Below are 17767 nucleotides of genomic sequence, written 5' to 3' on the forward strand. Positions count from 1 at the left end.
CCCTGAACAGTCCACGCCTGTCGTGGCCGCCGAAAAAAGCCGGCACCTATAGAATAGGGTCCGGCTTTCCAGCTGCAATGGCATGCCGAACATGCCGGCATGAGACTATCGTAGTGGTCGCCTTATTTGCCCGGATTCAGGAACAGCCCCTCGGCGCCGTGGTTGAACTGCAACCGGGCCAGCTTGGCGTACAGTCCGTCCTGCCGGATCAGCGAGGCATGGGTTCCCTCTTCGACGATGCGACCGTGTTCCATCACGAGGATACGGTCCGCCTTCAAGACGGTTGCGAGCCGGTGGGCGATAACGATCGTCGTGCGTTCATGCAGCAGGCCTTCAAGCGCCTTCTGCACCAGCGTTTCGCTCTCGGCGTCGAGCGCCGAGGTTGCCTCGTCGAGCAGCAGGATCGGCGCATTGCGCAAAATGGCGCGGGCAATGGCGATCCGCTGGCGCTGGCCACCCGACAGTGTGATGCCGCGCTCGCCGACGAGCGTGTCGTAGCCCTGTTCCATTCGGCCGATGAATTCGTCGGCCTGGGCGGCGATGGCTGCGGCGCGCACCGCCTCGCGGCTTGCGCCCGGCAGGCCGAAGGCAATGTTGTCGTGAACGGAGGAGGCGAAGATGGTGACATCCTGCGGCACGATTGCCAGGCGGTCGCGCAGCTCCTTCGGGTCGACGGTGCGGATATCGACGCCGTCGACCGTAACAGCGCCCTTCGCTGGGTCGTAGAACCGGAGCAGCATCGAAAAGACCGTGCTCTTGCCCGCGCCGGACGGGCCGACGATGGCGACGGTTTCGCCGGGCTTGATCGCGAAGCTGAGGCCATTCAGGCTCTTGTAGTCGGGGCGCGCCGGATAGGCGAAATAGACTTCGTCGAAGCTGATGGCACCGAGCGCCGGCGACGGCATGGCGACCGGGTTTTCGGGCGCCTTGATTTCGGGAACTTCGGTCAAAAGTTCATTCAACCGCTCTGCAGCACCGGCTGCCTGCGAAAGTTCGCCCCAGACCTCCGACAGCGAGCCGAGGCTGCCGGCGGCGAACACCGAATAGAGCAGGAACTGGCTGAGCGTGCCGGCCGAGAGATTGCCTGCCAGCACATCGCGCGCGCCGAACCAGAGCACGGCGACGACACTGCCGAACACCATGGTGATGGCAAAGGCAGTCAGCACGGAGCGTGCCTTGATCGCCGAACGTGCGGCGCCGAAGGCGTCCTCGACCGCTGTGCCGAAGCGGGTGTTGGCGATACCCTCGCTGTTGAAGGCCTGAACTGTGCGGGAGGCGGCAATCGCCTCGCCGGCATAGGCCGATGCCGTTGCCAGCGTATCCTGCGCCTCGCGCGACCGGCGGCGGACGGAGCGGCCGAAGCCGACCAGCGGGAAGACGATGACCGGGATTGCCGCCAGCACCAGGCTCGACAGCTTCGGGCTGGTATAGACCATCATGCCGATGGCGCCGAGACACAGGATCAGGTTGCGAAGGGCGACGGATGCGGTCGCACCGACGGCGGACTTGAGCTGCGTGGTGTCGGCGGTCAGCCGTGAGACGATCTCGCCCGACTGGTTGACGTCGAAAAACGACGCGGAAAGGCGGGTGACGTGCTGGAAGACGTTGCGCCGCAGATCGGCAACGATGCGCTCGCCAAGGGTGATGACGAAATAGTAGCGCGCGGCACTGGCCAGGGCGAGGATGATGGCGAGCATCATCAGCATCGAGAAATAGGTATTGATGAAGCCGCTATCGGAGTTGGAGAAGCCGTTGTCGACCATGCGGCGCACGGCGAGCGGCAGCGTCAGGGTCGTCACCGCAGCGATAACGAGCGAAATCCCGGCGCCGATGACCAGATGGCGGTAGCGCGAGAGGTAGGGCAGCAGCGTGGCGAGAGGGCGAATGGATTTGCGCGCTGGCGACTGGTTTTCTCGTTCGGACACATGACCCCCGTTCGCCAACCACGGAGGGGGCGGGTTTGCCCATGAGTCTTCCGTGCGGCACTTGTTATCCCGCAGACCTTGATGTATAGGCACGGCATCGAATTGGGAAGCCGTGGCCCATCAGCCGGTCCGCGGCTTCATTTACGTGTTCGGTCTCGAAGTCGCAATGCCTTGCGACAATTGGACCCTGGAACTCTAGGAAGATCGTTATGAAGGCAGACATCCATCCCGACTATCACCTGATCAAGGTGGTCATGACTGACGGCACCGAATACGAAACCCGCTCGACCTGGGGTTCGGAAGGCGCCACCATGAACCTGGAAATCGACCCGAAGTCGCACCCGGCCTGGACGGGCGGCAACCAGCAGCTCATGGACCGCGGCGGCCGCGTCTCCAAGTTCAAGAAGCGTTTCGAAGGCCTCGGCCTCTAATCGCACGCCCTCTTGGCGCGTTTTCGAAGCCCGGCTCTGCCGGGCTTTTTGTTGTCCGGATTTCCGTTCCGGCCCGAGGGGCGCGCCGATCCCTTTCGCATGCGAGCTTGCTTGATCAGTGCATGAAAAAACCCGGCTCAAGGGCCGGGTTCGTGTCGGTGGCAGCAAGCTGCCGAATATCTTGCCTGAATCAGTTGGTGCCGAAGGCGGTCTGCAGCAGCTTGATCTGCGCCTTGACGCCGTTCTGGTTGTCCGGAACGAAGGTCGAGGCTTCCTGCGGGCGGTAGATTTCGCGGTCGAGCAGGGCAACGCGGTTCTGCAGGCGCAATGAGCGCTCGATGAGGTCGCGGAAGGCTTCCGGCAGCTCGCTCCAGCCGGGCGCGCTGCGGTCGACGTTGAAGCTGTCTAGGCGAACCTTGCTCTTTTCCGAAAGCACCTGGTCGCGGCTCATCTCGCCGTTGTTGACGGCGCGCTGAAGCAGGAGCCAGGATGCCATCTGCATCAGGCGGGTGGTCAGACGCATGGATTCTGCTGCATAGAGGACCGACGCCATGCGCGGCAGGACCTTGGATGCCAGGCGACCCGGACCGTCGAGATAGCTCGCGGTTTCTTCGACCAGACCCATGCCTTCCGAATAGAGCGCCTTGAACTGCGCCGACGCCGCCGCGTGTCCCGCGAAACTGACGGTATTCAATCCTCTTTCGGACATGACCTGTTTTCCCTGGTTCAAACGCATCACGACAGTCGGGTAACGGGCGACTTTAGGAAAAATTTCCTTGCCAGCCTCTATGCCTGAAGAATGATGCCATAGCGCATTTCGCGCAAGAGCATTCTTAAGAAAGGGTTAATCTCCACAATTCTTTACGGCAACATATGCCAAAACAAAAAAAGAGCCGCGGAAAGCGGCTCTCAAGGTAAAACAGGGAGAAAAATCAGACCCATTCGCCAGTCGGAGAAATTGTCTGAGTCCGGAAAGCTCCGGATGATCAAACAATCGCAGAGAATGCTTAATATACCGTTAAGCAAGCGCCGTTTCGGGCCGATTGTCCTTATGCAGCCGTCAGCGAAACAGGCCTTCGGCCGCTGACCGGCTTGCGGATTTGCGCTCACGCTCCGCCTCGAGCCGGACGATTTCCTCCTTCAAGAGCGCGATGCGCTGGGTGAGTTCGTCGACGGACAGCAACGACAGGTCGCTGCCGATCTCATGCGCCAGTTTCTTCTTAGGTTGGTCTTCGTCAAACAGGCCCATTCGTCTTGTCCTCCTGTTCGGGGTCGATATCGCCGTCCTGGTCATGCGTTTCGTCGAACGGTGCAGCGCGCGGCGAGAGCTGCAGGCTCTCTGGCGTCGTTGCCGTTCCGGCATTGATCGGTGAGAAGGCATCGCGCTCGGCGACGGGAACCGGTGCGCGCATGCGGCTGCGGATAATGGCGTAGGCGGTGATGAGGATATGGGCGCAGGCGGTGATCATGAACAGCCCATAGGGGCCGGTCGCGGTCATGACCGGACCGCCGATCGTCGGGCCGATAATGGTGCCGATGCCGTAGAGCAGCAGCAATCCGCCGGAAACCTTGACGAAATCCTCGGCCGTCGCAAAGTCGTTGGCATGGGAAACGGCGATCGGATAGAGCGCGTTGGCGGCGGCGCCGTAGATCGCAATCAGCGTCAGCACGATCCAGACCTGGCTCGGTTCGACCAGGAAGATCAGGAGCCCGGCAAGCGCGCCGACGCCGGCAAGGGCTGCGAGCACATAACGCCGGTCGATGCGATCGGACAGGCGCCCGGCCGGCAGTTGCATCACCGCGCCGGCAAAGATCGCCACGCTCATCATCGCGGCGACGGTGCTGTCGGAGAGGCCCGCCTGGCGACCGAAGACGGCGCCGAGCGTGCCGAAGGCGCCGTTGGCGATGCCGACGAGCAGGATGCCGAGGAACGAGACCGGCGAATTGCGGTAAAGCCCGCGCAGGTCGAGCTGGACCTGCTTCAGCGGCTGCGGCGAGGCGGCCTTCGACAAAAGGGTCGGCAGCATCGCGACGCAATAGAGAATGCCGCAGATCATGAAGAGGGTGCTGGTGGAGGTATCGCCGAACGGGATCATCATCTGACCGCCGACGACGCCGAAGAGCGTGATGGCGATATAGAGGGAAAAGATCACGCCGCGGCTCTCATTGGTGGCGCGTTCGTTGAGCCAGCTTTCGATGATCATCGAGGTGCCGGCGGTGGAGAAGCCGGTGAGCGCCCGCAGGATCAACCACCACGTCGGGTCGATCAGGATGCCGGTCATCAGCGCGACGATGGCAATCATCGAGGTAAAGACGCTGAAGGCGCGCACGTGGCCGATGCGCTTGACGACGTTCGGTGCAAAGAAGCAGCCAAGGACGAAGCCGGCCGCCCAGGACGTGCCGATCAGGCCGAGGATGGTGGTGGGATAGCCCTCGGCGGTGCCTCTGACCGGCAGAAGCAGGCCCTGCAGGCCGTTGCCCAGGAAGAGAAACAGTGTGCCCAGCAGGAGAGAGGCGACGGGGAGCAGGTTTTTTCTCATCATCCATCCGAAAATCGTTCTGCCGTCAGCAAGCTAGGGCGGTGCGTCCCGAATTGCCAGCCGGATTCTGTCCGACCGGTCATTGCAAATCGGTGACGGAAACAATAGCCCTCTAACGCATCATCCCAAGAATCGGAATCGAATTTCGGGATCGTAAGCAGTTGCGCGTTCAGACGGCGTGCGCTGCTGCATGCGGCGACAAGGTGACGGCGGCGTGACAGTTCCGCCGGGTTAAGGGAACTATCCCGAGGATAGGCTGGATATGTCGAAGGCGCTGGCGATCATTCTGCTTCTGGCGATGGCCATCCAGTTGATCTGGCCGATCGGCCTGCCGGGCCTGAGGCAGCGCCGCGACTTCTGGAAGATCGCCGTGTTCGCGCTCGTCATGATGATGGTCACGGTTCTCATTCGACCCTGACGGGTCCAATTCATCGCGGTGCGATGCCACGGTTGTGCCTTTGGAAACTGTGCCGATCGATCTACTCTGTTACGCCGTTACTCGATCAATAGTAGTAGCTGGAAAAGTGCGCAGGACAGATCATGAAGAACGCGCTAGATTGTCCGTTTCATCAAGCAGATGAATTCGGGGGTTACTTGGAACGCCGCCTTGCTGCCATCCTTGCTGCCGATGTCGTGGGCTACAGCCGTCTCATAGGCGCTGACGAAACCGGTACGCTGGCCGCCATGAAGCGGCACAAGAACGAGCTGGTTGACCCGAAGGTCAGTCGGCACAAGGGCCGGATCGTCAAGCTGACCGGCGACGGCATTCTGGTCGAGTTCGCCAGCGTCGTGAACGCGGTCGCCTGCGCCGTCGACATTCAGCGCGGCATGCTTATCCGCAACGAAGACGTGCCGCAGTTGAAACGCATCGAACTGCGCATCGGCGTGCATCTGGGCGACGTGATCGTCGAGGACGGCGATATCTTCGGCGATGGCGTCAATGTCGCAGCCCGGCTCGAGGGTCTGGCGGAGCCCTCCGGCATCGCGGTCTCCGCCTCGGTTCGCGACCATGTCGGGTCAAGGCTGGATGTCGGCTTCGTCGACAAGGGGCAGCATGCGCTAAAGAACATCGCGGCGGGCGTGCATGTCTATTCGGTGGCGCTGGGCGCTCCGACCAAGACCGCCAAGGTGTTGAACGGGACCCATACGGTGACCGTGGACGACGTTTACGGGCTGTCCGTCGCAGTTTTACCCTTCACCAACATGAGCCATGATCCGGAGCAGGAGTACTTCTCCGACGGTATCACCGAGGACATCATTACCGATCTGTCGAAGATCTCGCAGCTCCACGTCGTCGCCCGCAACACGGTGTTTACGTACAAGGGGCGGTCGGTCCGCGTCAAAACGGCGGCGCAGGAGCTCGGCGTTCGTTTCATCCTCGAAGGCAGCGTGCGCAAGGCCGGCACGCGCGTCCGCATCACCGGGCAACTGATCGACGCGCTGACCGGCACGCATCTGTGGGCGGATCGCTACGACCGCGATCTCACCGACATCTTCGCCATTCAGGACGAAATCACCCACGCCATCGTCAATCAGTTGCGCATCAAGCTGTTGCCGGAGGAGAAGAAGGCGATCGAGCGGGATCCGACGACGAGCGTCGAAGCCTACACCTACTATCTGCGCGGTCGGCAGTTCTCGCATGCCTGGACCCGCTCCTATCTGCTGCTCGCCCGGCGCATGTTCCTGAAGGCCGTCGAACTCGATGCGAACTTTGCCCGTGCCTATGCGGGCATCGCCGATTGCGAGTCGGCACTGCGCGACTGGCACGAGCACGAGTTCCCGCTCGAGAGCATTCTGTGCACGAGCGAGCGGGCGCTGGCGCTCGACCCGAACCTGGCGGAGGCGCACGCTTCCCGGGGGCTGGTCCTGCATCAGGACGGGCAAGACGAAGAAGCCGCCGTCGAGTTCGAACGCGCGCTGGCGCTCGAACCCCAGCTCTACGAGGCAAACTTTCACTACGGACGCTTTCTCTTCATGCGCGGCGAGTTCGAAACGGCGATCCAGTTCTTCAAGCGGGCGGCGGAAATCCATCCCGACGACTACCTCTCGCCGATCCACCTGATGAGCGCCTACAAGTCGCTCGGCCAGGAAACCGAGCGCGGACACTGGGCGAAGATCGGCATCTCCCGGGCGGAGCGGGCGCTGGAGCTGCACCCGGAAAATTCCGGTCCGGCCCACCGCGGCGCCCTGGCGCTTGCCCACATGGGCGAGGCGGAGCGCGCTCGCGAATGGGCGGCGTGCGCGATCGCCATCGATCCGGACGATGTCGTCGCGCGCTACAATACGGCCTGCGTCTACTCGATCCTCGGCGATGTCGACACGGCACTCGACATGCTCGAGAGCCTGTTGCCGCAGAGTTCCTGCTACCAACTGCTGTGGTTCAAGCAGGATTCCGATCTCGATGCCGTTCGCCACCATGTACGCTTCCAGGCCATGGTGGCGGCGATCGCCCAATGCGAGGCCACACAGCATTGACGACCTGAGGTCAATGGGCGCGGTAGGATGCGGCCGGCTGCCGCGGCTTGCCCCGTGTACACCACCAGATGCCGGCACCCGTGGTGAACAGGAGGCCCGTTGCCAGCAGCACGACAGCGACAAACGCCTTTTCGAAGGCCGATTTGGCGAGTGTCACCAGGCCTTCGGCCGCATCGGGCGACAGCGTTGCCGCCAGGATCAGCGCCTCGTCCAGGCTGTCGCGTGCGACCGCCGATATGCCTGCGCCTTCCGGCAGGATGACAAAGGCGGTGTAGACCGCCGACATGACGCTGCCGAGCACCGCAATGCCGATGGCGCCGCCCAGCTCGAACGAAACCTCCTCGATGGAGGCGGCCATGCCGGCGCGCTGCGGCGGAGCGTTGGACATGATGGCGCTGGACGCGGCCGTCATCGACGCCCCAATGCCGAGGCCGAGCACGACAAGGCTGACGATCTGGCCGAGAATGCCGGCGTCGTGCACGGCAAGAAACGCGCCGAGGCCGGCCGCCGCGGTGAGGAGGCCGGTGTGCAGCACCATCTCGGCGCCGAAGCGCGGCAGGACCATGCCCGTGAGCGGCCCGGCGACAAAGGCGGCAAGCGGGATCGGCAGGATGAAGATGCCGGCCTCAAGCGGTGAATAGCCGGTGACAAGCTGCAGCCGCTGGCTGAGCACGAGCTCGACGCCGACGAGCGCTGCCGAAGCCACCAGAGCTGCGGCGACGCCCGAGGAAAAGGCGGCGTTGCGGAACAGGCCGAAGTCGATCATCGGGTGCTGGCTGCGCCTCTGCCGGCGCACGAAGAGAACGAGTGCCGCGGCGCCGATCGCGGCGGCGATGAGCCCGGCTTCAGCCGACGGCTCGCGCTTGCTCATCTCTTTGATGGCATAGGCAAGCCCGACCAGGCCGACCATGATCTGGAAGGAGCCGAGCGGATCCCACGGGTGATCCTTGTTGCCCTTGCTGTTGGGCAGCACGACCACGCCGAGCAGCAATGCCACCGCGACGATCGGCACGTTGATGAGAAAGACCGAGCCCCACCAGAAGTATTCGAGCAGGAAACCGCCGAGCACCGGGCCGATCGCCGCACCACCGGAGGCGATGGCCGCCCAGATGCCGATCGCCAGCGCCCGCTCGCGCTCGTCGGTGAAGGTCAGCCGGATGATTGAGAGCGTCGCCGGCATCATCAAGGCGGCACCGACCGCAAGGAGAACACGGCCGGCAATCAGGATCGGCGGGTTCGGCGCATAGGCAGCCAGCAGAGAGGCGAGGCCGAACACGGCGAGACCGGCAATGAACGGCCGCTTGTGGCCAAGCCTGTCGCCAAGCGTGCCGAGCCCAGGAAGCAGGCCGGCGACGACCAGCGCATAGGCATTGACGATCCAGAGCTTTTCCGACGCGGAGGCGCCGAGATCGTGGGTCAGCCGGGGGAGGGCCGTATAAAGCACGGTCATATCGACGACGATCAGCAGCAGCGCGCTCGACACGATGGCAAGAATGAGCCAGCGATTATGCGGGGACATGGTACACCTCTGTGGCCGACCCGCTGCCTGCGGGACCTATGGCCTTGTTAACGTCAGAGCGATTATATAAATACATACGTATGGAATTGAAAGAGGGAATCGGAAATGGGACGACGCCGGACAATCGATCGCGACAAGGTGCTGGATGCGGCGGAGGCGACTGTGAGCGCCGTCGGTGCCGCCGGCCTGACGATCGACGCGGTGGCCAAGGCGGCAGGCATAACCAAGGGCGGCGTGCAATACTGCTTCGGCAACAAGGACGGCTTGATCGACGCGATGATGGAGCGCTGGTTCAACGAATTCGACAGTGCGGTGGCGGCCGAAGTCGGAGACGATGCTGACCCGGTGACGGCGATGCGCGCACATGCGGAGGTGACGGAACGCATGAACACGGCGGAGAACGCCCGCACGTCGGGGATGATGGCAGCGCTCCTGCAGCGCGAAGACCACATGGAGAAGAACCGGGTGTGGTACCGCGGACGTCTCGACAGTCTCGATCTGTCGACCGAGGAGGGGCGCCGCGCGCGCCTCGCCTTTCTCGCAACCGAAGGCGCATTCCTGTTGCGCAGTTTCGGCTTCATCGACATGGACGACGCGGAATGGCGCGATATCTTCGGCGATATCGTCGCCCTAGTGCCGAAGCAAACCGCCTGAACGCAGCAGCAACTCTGACCGGCACGATTGGCGGCCGGCCTGGTTTTGGACGAAAGGAAGCGCATGCCGACGTTGGTCGAGGTCGTTGCCTATGACAAGGCATGGCCGCGCGCATTTGCTGAGATGTCGAAACACCTAATGAGCCGGCTCGGCTCGGCGGTGATCGCGATCGACCATATCGGCAGCACCGCCGTTCCAGGGCTCGCCGCGAAACCGATTATCGATATCGACGTGACCATGGGCGGGTCGGATGCGATTGCTGCTGGCAGCGCAGCGCTCGTTGCCGGCGGTTTTGCGCCACGGGGGAATAGGTATGACGATGGCGTCTGGGCATTTGCCAAACAGGGAGCGCCGGGTCAGCGCGTCTATCTCTGCCCGCCTTTCAGCGACACCCATCGCCGCCGGCTGATCTTTCGTGATCAGCTACGTCAAAGCCGTGAGACGGCTGAAGCCTACGCGTTGCTGAAGCGACGTCTTGCCGCGACATTTGCCTTTGATGGCGACAGCTACACCGCGGCCAAGACGCAATTTATCGACGAGGTCGTTAAACGCGCCGGCCCGGGGTTGACCGAAGCGCTCTTCTGAATGCCTGTCCTCTCAGGTCTAAAGCGCGATGGAACCGCGCATCGCAGTCACACAGGCGCCGGCAATGCTGGTTCGCCGCACGGTGCCGCCTTGTTTGCTGACGCTGACCTCAATGATGCTTCGGCGGCCCATCTCGACGCCTTGCTCGATCGTCAGATCGACGTCGATAGTCTTCTCGGGCAGAAGCGAGACGAGATAGGCGCCAAGGGCGGCCGAAGCGCTTCCGGTCGCCGGGTCTTCGATGACATTGTCGAGTGGTGCAAACATACGGGCGCGCAGCTGCCATGGCCGTTCGGCCGAACGCGCATAGAGAAACAGGCTGAAGCTGTCTTCATCCGGCTTGTAGCGTCCATTGGCCGCCTCGAAGGCAGTGACGTTGGGACGCGTCGCCGACAGTGCAGTGACATCCTTCAGTTCCGCAACGGCGAAGGGCAGCCCGACGGAAACGCGCACCGGCGCGTGGTTGCGTGTGCTGACGGCATCGGGCGGGAGCATGGCGCAGGCGGCGATCGTCTCCACATCGATGCTCGGCCCGATGCTCAAGGCGCGCGGCACGACGATACGCGCGCCCGTCACAGCGCCGTCCGCGCGCGACAAGGCGACTTCGACCAGGCCGGCCAGTTCTTCAAACCGCAGGTGATCGCCGGTGGCCCGGCCGAAAAGCTCTGCCCGCTGGCCGACGACGAAAGCGGTGCCGACATTCGGATGTCCGGCGAAGGGGATCTCTATCGTCGGGGTGAAGATGCGCACGCGGGCTGTATTGGCAGGATCTTCCGGCGGCAACACGAAGGTGACTTCGGAATAGCCGAACTCGGTCGCGATCGCCTGCATCTGCGCATCGCTTAAACCCCGAGCATCTGGAATGACGGCGAGCTGGTTGCCGGCGAAACGATCCTCGGTGAAAACGTCGACGGTCACATAGTCGACGGAACGCAGGGGGGCAAAAGAAGTCATAAACGCTCACTTCCGCTTGGTGCGGCGCCGATCCGCGCCGCCTGATGGCCTGGAGCGAAAGGTTTAAGGCAGGCGTCGGGGTGGGCAAAGGCGCCAACTTGTCTTGGTGACAAGTTCGGCATTCTCCGGTTCGCGGGGGGCGACAGACTTTGGTTGCCGCAAGGAAAAGGGGCCGATAATCGGCCCCTCATCCTGTCCTCTAGCGGGTGCAAGCCAACTTAGGCTGCTTTCTCCAGATCCTTCTTCCAACTGCCCTTGGCAGCCAGGCTGCACATTTCGGCGCGGTGGGAGAAGGCCCGCTGGCCGGCGGCGACGTTCTCGGCCTTGCCGTTCCAGGCCGAAAGCGCCTCCTGCTGGAGGGCGCGGCCGTAGGAGAAGGTGAGCTTCCAGGGCAGATCATGGGTCGCATTCATGGCCGAGAGATGGGCCGTTGCTTCCTCTGTCGTCTGGCCGCCGGACAGGAAGGCGATGCCGGGAACGGCTGATGGCACTGTGCGCCGTAGCACCCTGATGGTGCGCTCGGCCACTTCGGCAACGGACGCCTTGCGCGCCTTCTTGCCGTCGATCACCATGCTCGGCTTCAGGATCATGCCTTCGAGCTTCACCCGCATTTCCGCAAGGGCCTCGAAGGTGACGCGAAGCGTCCATTCGGTGACGTGCTCAGACCGGTCGATCGAGTGATCGCCGGGTGTGCCGTCCATCAGCACCTCCGGCTCGACGATCGGAACGATGCCGGCCTCCTGGCAAAGAGCAGCGTAGCGCGCGAGCGCATGGGCGTTCGCCCTGACTGCGCCCGGGCTCGGCAGGCTGTCGGAGATCGCGATCACGCCGCGCCATTTGGCAAAGCGCGCGCCGGCCTCGTAATATTTCGTCAGGCGTTGCGCCAGGCCATCGAGACCTTCGGTGATCGTTTCTGCCGGAAAGTTGGTCATCGGCTTGGCGCCGGCATCGACCTTGATGCCGGGGATCGAGCCGGCGGCGCGGATGACGTCGACCAGCGGCGTACCGTCGGCGGCCTTCTGGAACAGGGTTTCCTCGTAAAGAATGACGCCGGAGATGTACTTGCGCATCGCCTCGTCGGCCCGAAGCAGCATCTCGCGATAGTCGCGCCGTGACGTCTCCGTCGATTCCAGGCCGATGCCGTCGAAGCGCTTCTTGATCGTCGCCGTGGACTCGTCGGCGGCAAGCAGTCCCCGGCCGTTTGCGACCATGGCAACCGCGATGTCTTCCAGTCTTTCGCTCATGCTTCTTCTCCCTAGATCACGATGATTTGGGCCGGGCCGGCCCACATCATAAACGTGATCGTTCCCAATAAGTAGAGCGGGATGCGGGCGGAACACCGCACACACTTTTCCTCATCCCGCTCAGCGCCGATCAACAAGGACCAGGCGACCACTGAAACAGTTTCGGGACCGACGGTGCGCAAACAACCGCCACGCCCCCAAACTAGGGCGCGAGTAACAGGTGAAATTGTCCGGGAAAAAGGCAGGAAAAGCGACTGAAACGATTTAAATTATTTTAATCGGTTGAATTATCTTTGTTTTTTCTGTGTCTCAGGCGCGCGGGTAACCCGCGCGCCTGAGAGTTCGGCTTAGTTCTGTTGCTTGAGAATGTCGACACCCGGCAGCGGCTTGCCTTCCATCCATTCGAGGAAGGCGCCGCCGGCGGTCGAGACATAGCTGAAATCGTCGGTGACTTCGGCGTGGTTGAGGGCGGCAACCGTATCGCCGCCGCCGGCGACCGACACGAGCGAACCCTGGCGCGTGCAGGCAGCCGCATGCTTGGCAACGGCGACCGTCGCCTTGTCGAAGGGCGCGATTTCGAAGGCGCCGAGCGGGCCGTTCCAGACCAGCGTCTCTGCCTTGGAGATCCAGTCGTTGACCGCAGCAATCGACTTCGGGCCGACGTCGAGCATCATCGCGTCCGCTGGGATGGCGTCGACGTCGACCACTTCATTGTCGGCACCGGCCTTGAACTCGCGGGCGACGACGCCGTCTTCCGGCAGAACGATGGCGCAACCGGCGTCAGCCGCAGCGGCGATGATCGCCTTGGCGGTATCGGCAAGGTCGTGCTCGCAAAGCGACTTGCCGACATTGACGCCCTTTGCGGCGATGAAAGTGTTGGCCATGCCGCCGCCGATGACGAGTGCGTCGACCTTCTTCACGAGGTTCTGCAAGAGATCGATCTTGGTCGAGACCTTGGCGCCGCCGACGATGGCAACGACCGGGCGCTTCGGCTGGCCGAGACCCTTTTCAAGCGCCTCGAGTTCGGCCTGCATGGTGCGGCCGGCATAGGCGGGCAGGTGGTGGGCGAGGCCCTCGGTCGAGGCGTGGGCGCGGTGTGCGGCCGAAAAGGCATCGTTGACATAGATATCGCCGTTGGCGGCAAGAGCCTTGACGAAGTCTGGCTCGTTCTTTTCTTCACCCTTGTGGAAACGGGTGTTTTCGAGCAGCAGCACGTCGCCGTCGTTCATCTCGGCAATGGCGTTTGCCGCCTTGTCGCCGACGCAGTCTGCAGCAAAGTGAACGCGCTGGTCGAGGATGTCTTCCACCGCCGGCGCGATCGTCTTCAGCGACATGTCAGCGACCGGCTCACCCTTCGGGCGGCCGAAATGCGCCAGCAGAATGACCTTGGCGCCCTTTTCCGATAGTTCGTGGATCGTCGGCGCGACGCGTTCGATGCGGGTTGCGTCGGTGACCACACCGTCCTTGACCGGCACGTTGAGATCGACGCGCACAAGCACGCGCTTGCCGGCAATGTCGGTCAGGTCGTCGAGGGTCTTGAAAGTCATCAGATAGTCTCCGGTGATAGTCTCAGGAAAAGGGTGGGGTAGTCGATGACGAGGCCGTCCGCGTCCACGGGCAGGTCGGCGGCAAAGCTCCGGTCCTCGGCCTCGTAGCGGTAGAGCCTGAAGTCATCGAGGCAGGTGTAGTGCTGACCGTCCACAACAGGCTCGAACGTGTCGAACGGAACGTAGAGCATTTTCAGCCTGGCGGTGCCGGATTGGCGAGTAAGGCCGAGGCGGCGGATCGGCAGCGTGTTGGTGAAGGGCGTTCCTGCAAGGTCGATGTCGACGCAGCCGTCGAATTCGGGCAGCGCCGTGCCTCCGGAGGTCGCCCATTGGCCCGGGTGATCCGAGCGCAGATGTAGGCTCCGGCCATCCGTCGTATCGACCACGAGCTTTCGAACCAGCCATCCGGCATCGCAATCGATCCGGTAGCGCACACCATAGGGCGTGCCGCCGCGGTTGCCGATCAGAACGCCAACGGCGCGGATGACCGCGCCGTTGGCTGTACTCGTTGATGTCAGTGTCAGATGTTCGAGCCCTTCCCCCTCCAGCGGACGCCAGCGGACCGTCGTTTGGGAAAGGGCGCGAAACATCTGAGTTAGATGAGCTTGCTGATCGCAACCGCAGTGTCGGACATGCGGTTGGAGAAGCCCCACTCGTTGTCGTACCAGGTCAGGATCGACACGAACTTGCCTTCCATCACCTTGGTCTGGTCCATGTGGAAGACCGAGGAATGCGGGTCGTGGTTGAAGTCGATCGAGACGTTCGGAGCGAGCGTGTAGCCGAGGATGCCCTTGAGCGGGCCGTCAGCGGCTGCCTTGATTGCTGCGTTGATCTCTTCCTTGGTGGTGTCGCGCTTGGCGACGAACTTAAGGTCGACGACCGAGACGTTCGGGGTCGGGACGCGCATGGCGAAGCCGTCGAGCTTGCCCTTCAGTTCCGGCAGAACGAGGCCTACGGCCTTGGCAGCGCCCGTCGAGGTCGGGATCATCGACAGAGCCGCAGCGCGGGCGCGGTAGAGATCCTTGTGCATCTGATCGAGCGACGGCTGGTCGTTGGTGTAGGAGTGGATCGTCGTCATCATGCCGTGGTCGATGCCGATGGCGTCGTTCAAAACCTTGGCGACCGGTGCAAGGCAGTTGGTCGTGCACGAGGCGTTGGAGATGACGAGGTGATCCTTCGTCAGCTTGTCGTGGTTGACGCCGTAGACGACGGTCAGGTCGGCGCCGTCGGCCGGAGCCGAGACGATGACGCGCTTGGCGCCGGCTTCCAGGTGCGCGGCTGCCTTGTCGCGGGCGGTGAAGATGCCGGTGCATTCCATCGCGACGTCGACGCCGAGTTCCTTGTGCGGCAGTTCGGCCGGGTTGCGGATTGCGGTGACCTTGATCGGCTTGCCGCTGTTGATGATGATCGAGTCGCCCTCGACCTTCACGTCAGCCGGGAAACGGCCATGGATCGAGTCGAAACGCAGCAGGTGCGCGTTGGTCTCGACCGGGCCGAGGTCGTTGATGGCAACGACTTCAATATCCTTGCGGCCGGATTCAACGATGGCGCGCAGCACGTTGCGGCCGATGCGGCCAAAACCGTTAATGGCGACTTTCACTGTCATATCGGGTCTCTCCCTGTCTGAATGGCATGGTCGGAAAAAAGCGGGGCGCGCTCGAAAACGCGCCCCGCGGCTTGATCAGGAAAGCTTGGCTTCCGCAGCGGCGACGACCGCCTCGGGCGTGATGCCGAAGTGCTTGTAGAGTTCCTTGTAGGGGCCGGAGGCACCGAAGGACGACATGCCGATGAAGGCGCCGTCGCTGCCGATGAAATGGTCCCAGCCCTGGCGGATGCCGGCTTCGACGGCGATCTTGACCGGCGAGTTGCCGATGATCGCCTGCTGGTAGTCTTCGCTCTGTTCGGCAAAGAGTTCGAAGCAGGGAACCGAGACCACGCGGGTCGAGATGCCCTTGGCCGTCAGTGCCTGGCAGGCCTTGACGGCGATTTCGACTTCCGAGCCGGTGGCGAAGATCGTCACCTTTGCGTCGCTTGCCGAGATCAGATCGTAGGCGCCGCGCGCGCAGAGGTTCTCTTCCTCATACTCGGTGCGCACCGCCATCAGATTCTGGCGGGTCAGCGCGATGCCGGACGGGCGGTTGTGGCTTTCAAGCGCCAGCTGCCAGCATTCGGCCGTCTCCGTGGCGTCCGCCGGGCGGAACATCAGGAGGTTCGGGATGGCGCGCAGGGCTGCCATGTGCTCGACCGGCTGGTGCGTCGGGCCGTCTTCGCCAAGGCCGATGGAATCATGCGTCAGCACGTGGATGACGCGGATGCCCATCAGGGCCGCCAGGCGGATCGACGGACGGCAATAGTCCGAGAAGATCAGGAAGCCGCCGGAGTAGGGGATGACGCCGCCATGCAGCGCCATGCCGTTCATCGCAGCCGCCATGCCGTGTTCGCGCACACCATAGTGGATGTAGCGGCCGGAGAAGTCGGTCGGCGTGATCGACTTGGTCTGGCTGGTCTTGGTGTTGTTGGAACCGGTCAGGTCGGCCGAGCCGCCGATCGTTTCGGCCAGCACGCCGTTGATGACTTCGAGCGCGTCCTCGGAGGCCTTGCGGGTGGCCGGCGACGGCTTGGTCTCGGCCAGCTTGCGCTTGTAGTCGTCGATGGCCGAGGCCAGGCGGCCTTCGAGTTCGCCGGAGAAGCGGCGAACGAACTGCGCCTTTTTCTCGGCGTCGCTCTTGTCGAGGCGTTCTTCCCAATCCTTGCGGGTCTTGGTCGAACGCAGGCCGGCGAGGCGCCAGGCGTCGAGCACGTCGGAAGGAACGACGAAGGCTTCGGATTCCCAGCCGAGCGCCTCGCGCGTGGCGGCGATTTCCTCGGCGCCGAGCGGCGAACCGTGAACCTTGTGGGTACCGGCCTTGTTCGGTGCGCCGAAACCGATCGTCGTCTTAGCCGCGATCATGGTCGGCTTGTCGGAGTTCTGCGCCTGTTCGATTGCAGCGGCAATGGCTTCGGGATCATGGCCGTCAACGGCAATGGTGTTCCAGTTGCTGGCGCGGAAGCGGGCGTGCTGGTCGGTCGAGTCGGCGATCGAAATCGGGCCGTCGATCGAGATGTTGTTGTCGTCCCAGAAGACGATCAGCTTGTTGAGCTTGAGGTGGCCGGCAAGCGAGATCGCTTCCTGGCTGATGCCTTCCATGAGGCAGCCGTCGCCGGCGAGCACATAGGTGTAGTGCTCCATCAGGTCGTTGCCGAACTCTTCGCGCAGCTTGCGCTCGGCGATCGCCATGCCGACGGCGTTGGCAATGCCCTGGCCGAGCGGACCGGTGGTCGTCTCGATGCCGGCGGCATGGCCATATTCCGGGTGGCCGGCGGTGCGGGCGCCGAGCTGGCGGAAATTCTTGATCTCTTCGATGGAGATGTCTTCGTAGCCCGTCAAATAGAGCAGCGAATAAAGCAGCATCGAGCCGTGACCGGCCGACAGCACGAAGCGGTCGCGGTTGGGCCAGGAGGGGTTCTTGGGGTCGAAGCTGAGGAAGCGCGTAAAGAGGACTGTCGCTATGTCAGCCGCACCCATGGGCAGGCCGGGGTGACCTGAATTTGCCTTCTCGACGGCGTCCATGGAGAGGAAACGGATCGCATTCGCCATCCGGTCGTGTTTTTCGCGAGAGATCATGACTGTTCCGTTTTGAGTTCGGTGGTCAGGGGACGGTCTCTATCCTCCAAAGACCGTGCAAGAAGCGGCAGACACATAGCATCTGCGCCGCGCGAGTCAACAAATACAGGCCTTCCGCGGCCATTGGCAGCATGGTTTTCAAGCTAGGATATCGCGTTGCAGCAGAGTTTTTGCGCTGCGGCCGGATGAGCCGGCTATACAAACCATCCACAGCTTCCGTAATGCTTTG

General features: G+C 62.9%; 16 protein-coding genes. 5 read left to right on the forward strand and 11 right to left on the reverse strand.

The genetic code is table 11. The features are described from left to right. Positions 1-122 precede the first annotated feature (122 nt). Positions 123-1925 carry an ABC transporter transmembrane domain-containing protein gene (locus tag AC244_RS15065; RefSeq protein ID WP_082366866.1) on the reverse strand — a complete coding sequence of 601 codons (1803 nt, stop codon included), beginning with the start codon at positions 1923-1925 and terminating at the stop codon, positions 123-125. A 209-nt stretch (positions 1926-2134) separates the two neighbouring features. Here AC244_RS15065 and rpmE point away from each other — a divergent pair, with 209 nt between their 5' ends. Beyond that, positions 2135-2356 (forward strand): 50S ribosomal protein L31, encoded by a 222-nt coding sequence (gene rpmE / locus AC244_RS15070; RefSeq protein WP_053249635.1) that lies wholly within the window; start codon positions 2135-2137, stop codon positions 2354-2356. 190 nt (positions 2357-2546) lie between these two features. On the opposite strand, the gene AC244_RS15075 is transcribed toward rpmE, so the two are convergent. The 3 genes from AC244_RS15075 to AC244_RS15085 all read right to left on the reverse strand — a co-directional run bounded on the left by AC244_RS15075 (position 2547) and on the right by AC244_RS15085 (position 4896). Beyond that, positions 2547-3065, reverse strand: a complete 519-nt coding sequence (locus tag AC244_RS15075; RefSeq protein WP_025424772.1) for a DUF1465 family protein — start codon at positions 3063-3065, stop codon at positions 2547-2549. Between the two features lie 351 nt (positions 3066-3416). After that, positions 3417-3605, reverse strand: a complete 189-nt coding sequence (locus tag AC244_RS15080) for a DUF1192 domain-containing protein (RefSeq protein WP_053249636.1) — start codon at positions 3603-3605, stop codon at positions 3417-3419. Beyond that, positions 3592-4896 (reverse strand): MFS transporter, encoded by a 1305-nt coding sequence (locus tag AC244_RS15085; protein ID WP_053249690.1) that lies wholly within the window; start codon positions 4894-4896, stop codon positions 3592-3594. Before AC244_RS15085 ends, AC244_RS15080 begins: the two co-directional genes overlap by 14 nt. 262 nt (positions 4897-5158) lie before the next feature. Here AC244_RS15085 and AC244_RS37510 point away from each other — a divergent pair, with 262 nt between their 5' ends. Then, a complete protein-coding gene (locus AC244_RS37510) occupies positions 5159-5314 on the forward strand; it encodes a hypothetical protein (RefSeq protein ID WP_152975961.1) in 156 nt (51 codons plus the stop codon). A gap of 122 nt (positions 5315-5436) precedes the next feature. After that, positions 5437-7371, forward strand: coding sequence for a tetratricopeptide repeat protein (locus tag AC244_RS15090; protein WP_152975962.1), 1935 nt, complete (start codon positions 5437-5439; stop codon positions 7369-7371). A gap of 10 nt (positions 7372-7381) precedes the next feature. Here AC244_RS15090 and AC244_RS15095 read toward each other — a convergent pair whose 3' ends face one another. Continuing rightward, complete coding sequence (locus AC244_RS15095) at positions 7382-8890, reverse strand: MFS transporter (RefSeq protein ID WP_053249637.1); 1509 nt, start codon at positions 8888-8890, stop codon at positions 7382-7384. Between the two features lie 105 nt (positions 8891-8995). Here AC244_RS15095 and AC244_RS15100 point away from each other — a divergent pair, with 105 nt between their 5' ends. After that, the gene (locus AC244_RS15100) at positions 8996-9544 is read left to right on the forward strand and encodes a TetR/AcrR family transcriptional regulator (protein ID WP_053249638.1); all 549 of its coding nucleotides are present in this window, start codon (positions 8996-8998) and stop codon (positions 9542-9544) included. 63 nt (positions 9545-9607) lie between these two features. After that, the gene (locus tag AC244_RS15105; protein ID WP_053249692.1) at positions 9608-10129 is read left to right on the forward strand and encodes a GrpB family protein; all 522 of its coding nucleotides are present in this window, start codon (positions 9608-9610) and stop codon (positions 10127-10129) included. Between the two features lie 18 nt (positions 10130-10147). On the opposite strand, the gene AC244_RS15110 is transcribed toward AC244_RS15105, so the two are convergent. The 6 genes from AC244_RS15110 to tkt all read right to left on the reverse strand — a co-directional run bounded on the left by AC244_RS15110 (position 10148) and on the right by tkt (position 17538). Next, positions 10148-11083: a PhzF family phenazine biosynthesis protein gene (locus AC244_RS15110; protein ID WP_414735927.1), complete on the reverse strand. Its 936-nt coding sequence runs from the start codon at positions 11081-11083 to the stop codon at positions 10148-10150. A 218-nt stretch (positions 11084-11301) separates the two neighbouring features. After that, entirely contained in the window at positions 11302-12327 is a 1026-nt protein-coding gene (locus tag AC244_RS15115; RefSeq protein WP_053249639.1) for a class I fructose-bisphosphate aldolase, read from the reverse strand. Positions 12328-12674: 347 nt separating this feature from the next. Continuing rightward, positions 12675-13874, reverse strand: a complete 1200-nt coding sequence (locus AC244_RS15120) for a phosphoglycerate kinase (protein ID WP_053249640.1) — start codon at positions 13872-13874, stop codon at positions 12675-12677. Further along, positions 13874-14464: a putative glycolipid-binding domain-containing protein gene (locus tag AC244_RS15125; protein ID WP_053249641.1), complete on the reverse strand. Its 591-nt coding sequence runs from the start codon at positions 14462-14464 to the stop codon at positions 13874-13876. The genes AC244_RS15120 and AC244_RS15125 overlap by 1 nt, the downstream gene beginning before the upstream one ends. A 5-nt stretch (positions 14465-14469) precedes the next feature. Further along, entirely contained in the window at positions 14470-15480 is a 1011-nt protein-coding gene (gap, locus tag AC244_RS15130) for a type I glyceraldehyde-3-phosphate dehydrogenase (protein ID WP_053249642.1), read from the reverse strand. A gap of 75 nt (positions 15481-15555) precedes the next feature. Then, positions 15556-17538: a transketolase gene (tkt, locus tag AC244_RS15135; protein WP_053249643.1), complete on the reverse strand. Its 1983-nt coding sequence runs from the start codon at positions 17536-17538 to the stop codon at positions 15556-15558. Positions 17539-17767 lie beyond the last annotated feature (229 nt).

This window comes from Ensifer adhaerens (genome assembly GCF_001270265.1).
In the GTDB taxonomy this organism is placed as follows: Bacteria; Pseudomonadota; Alphaproteobacteria; order Rhizobiales; family Rhizobiaceae; genus Ensifer; species Ensifer adhaerens_B.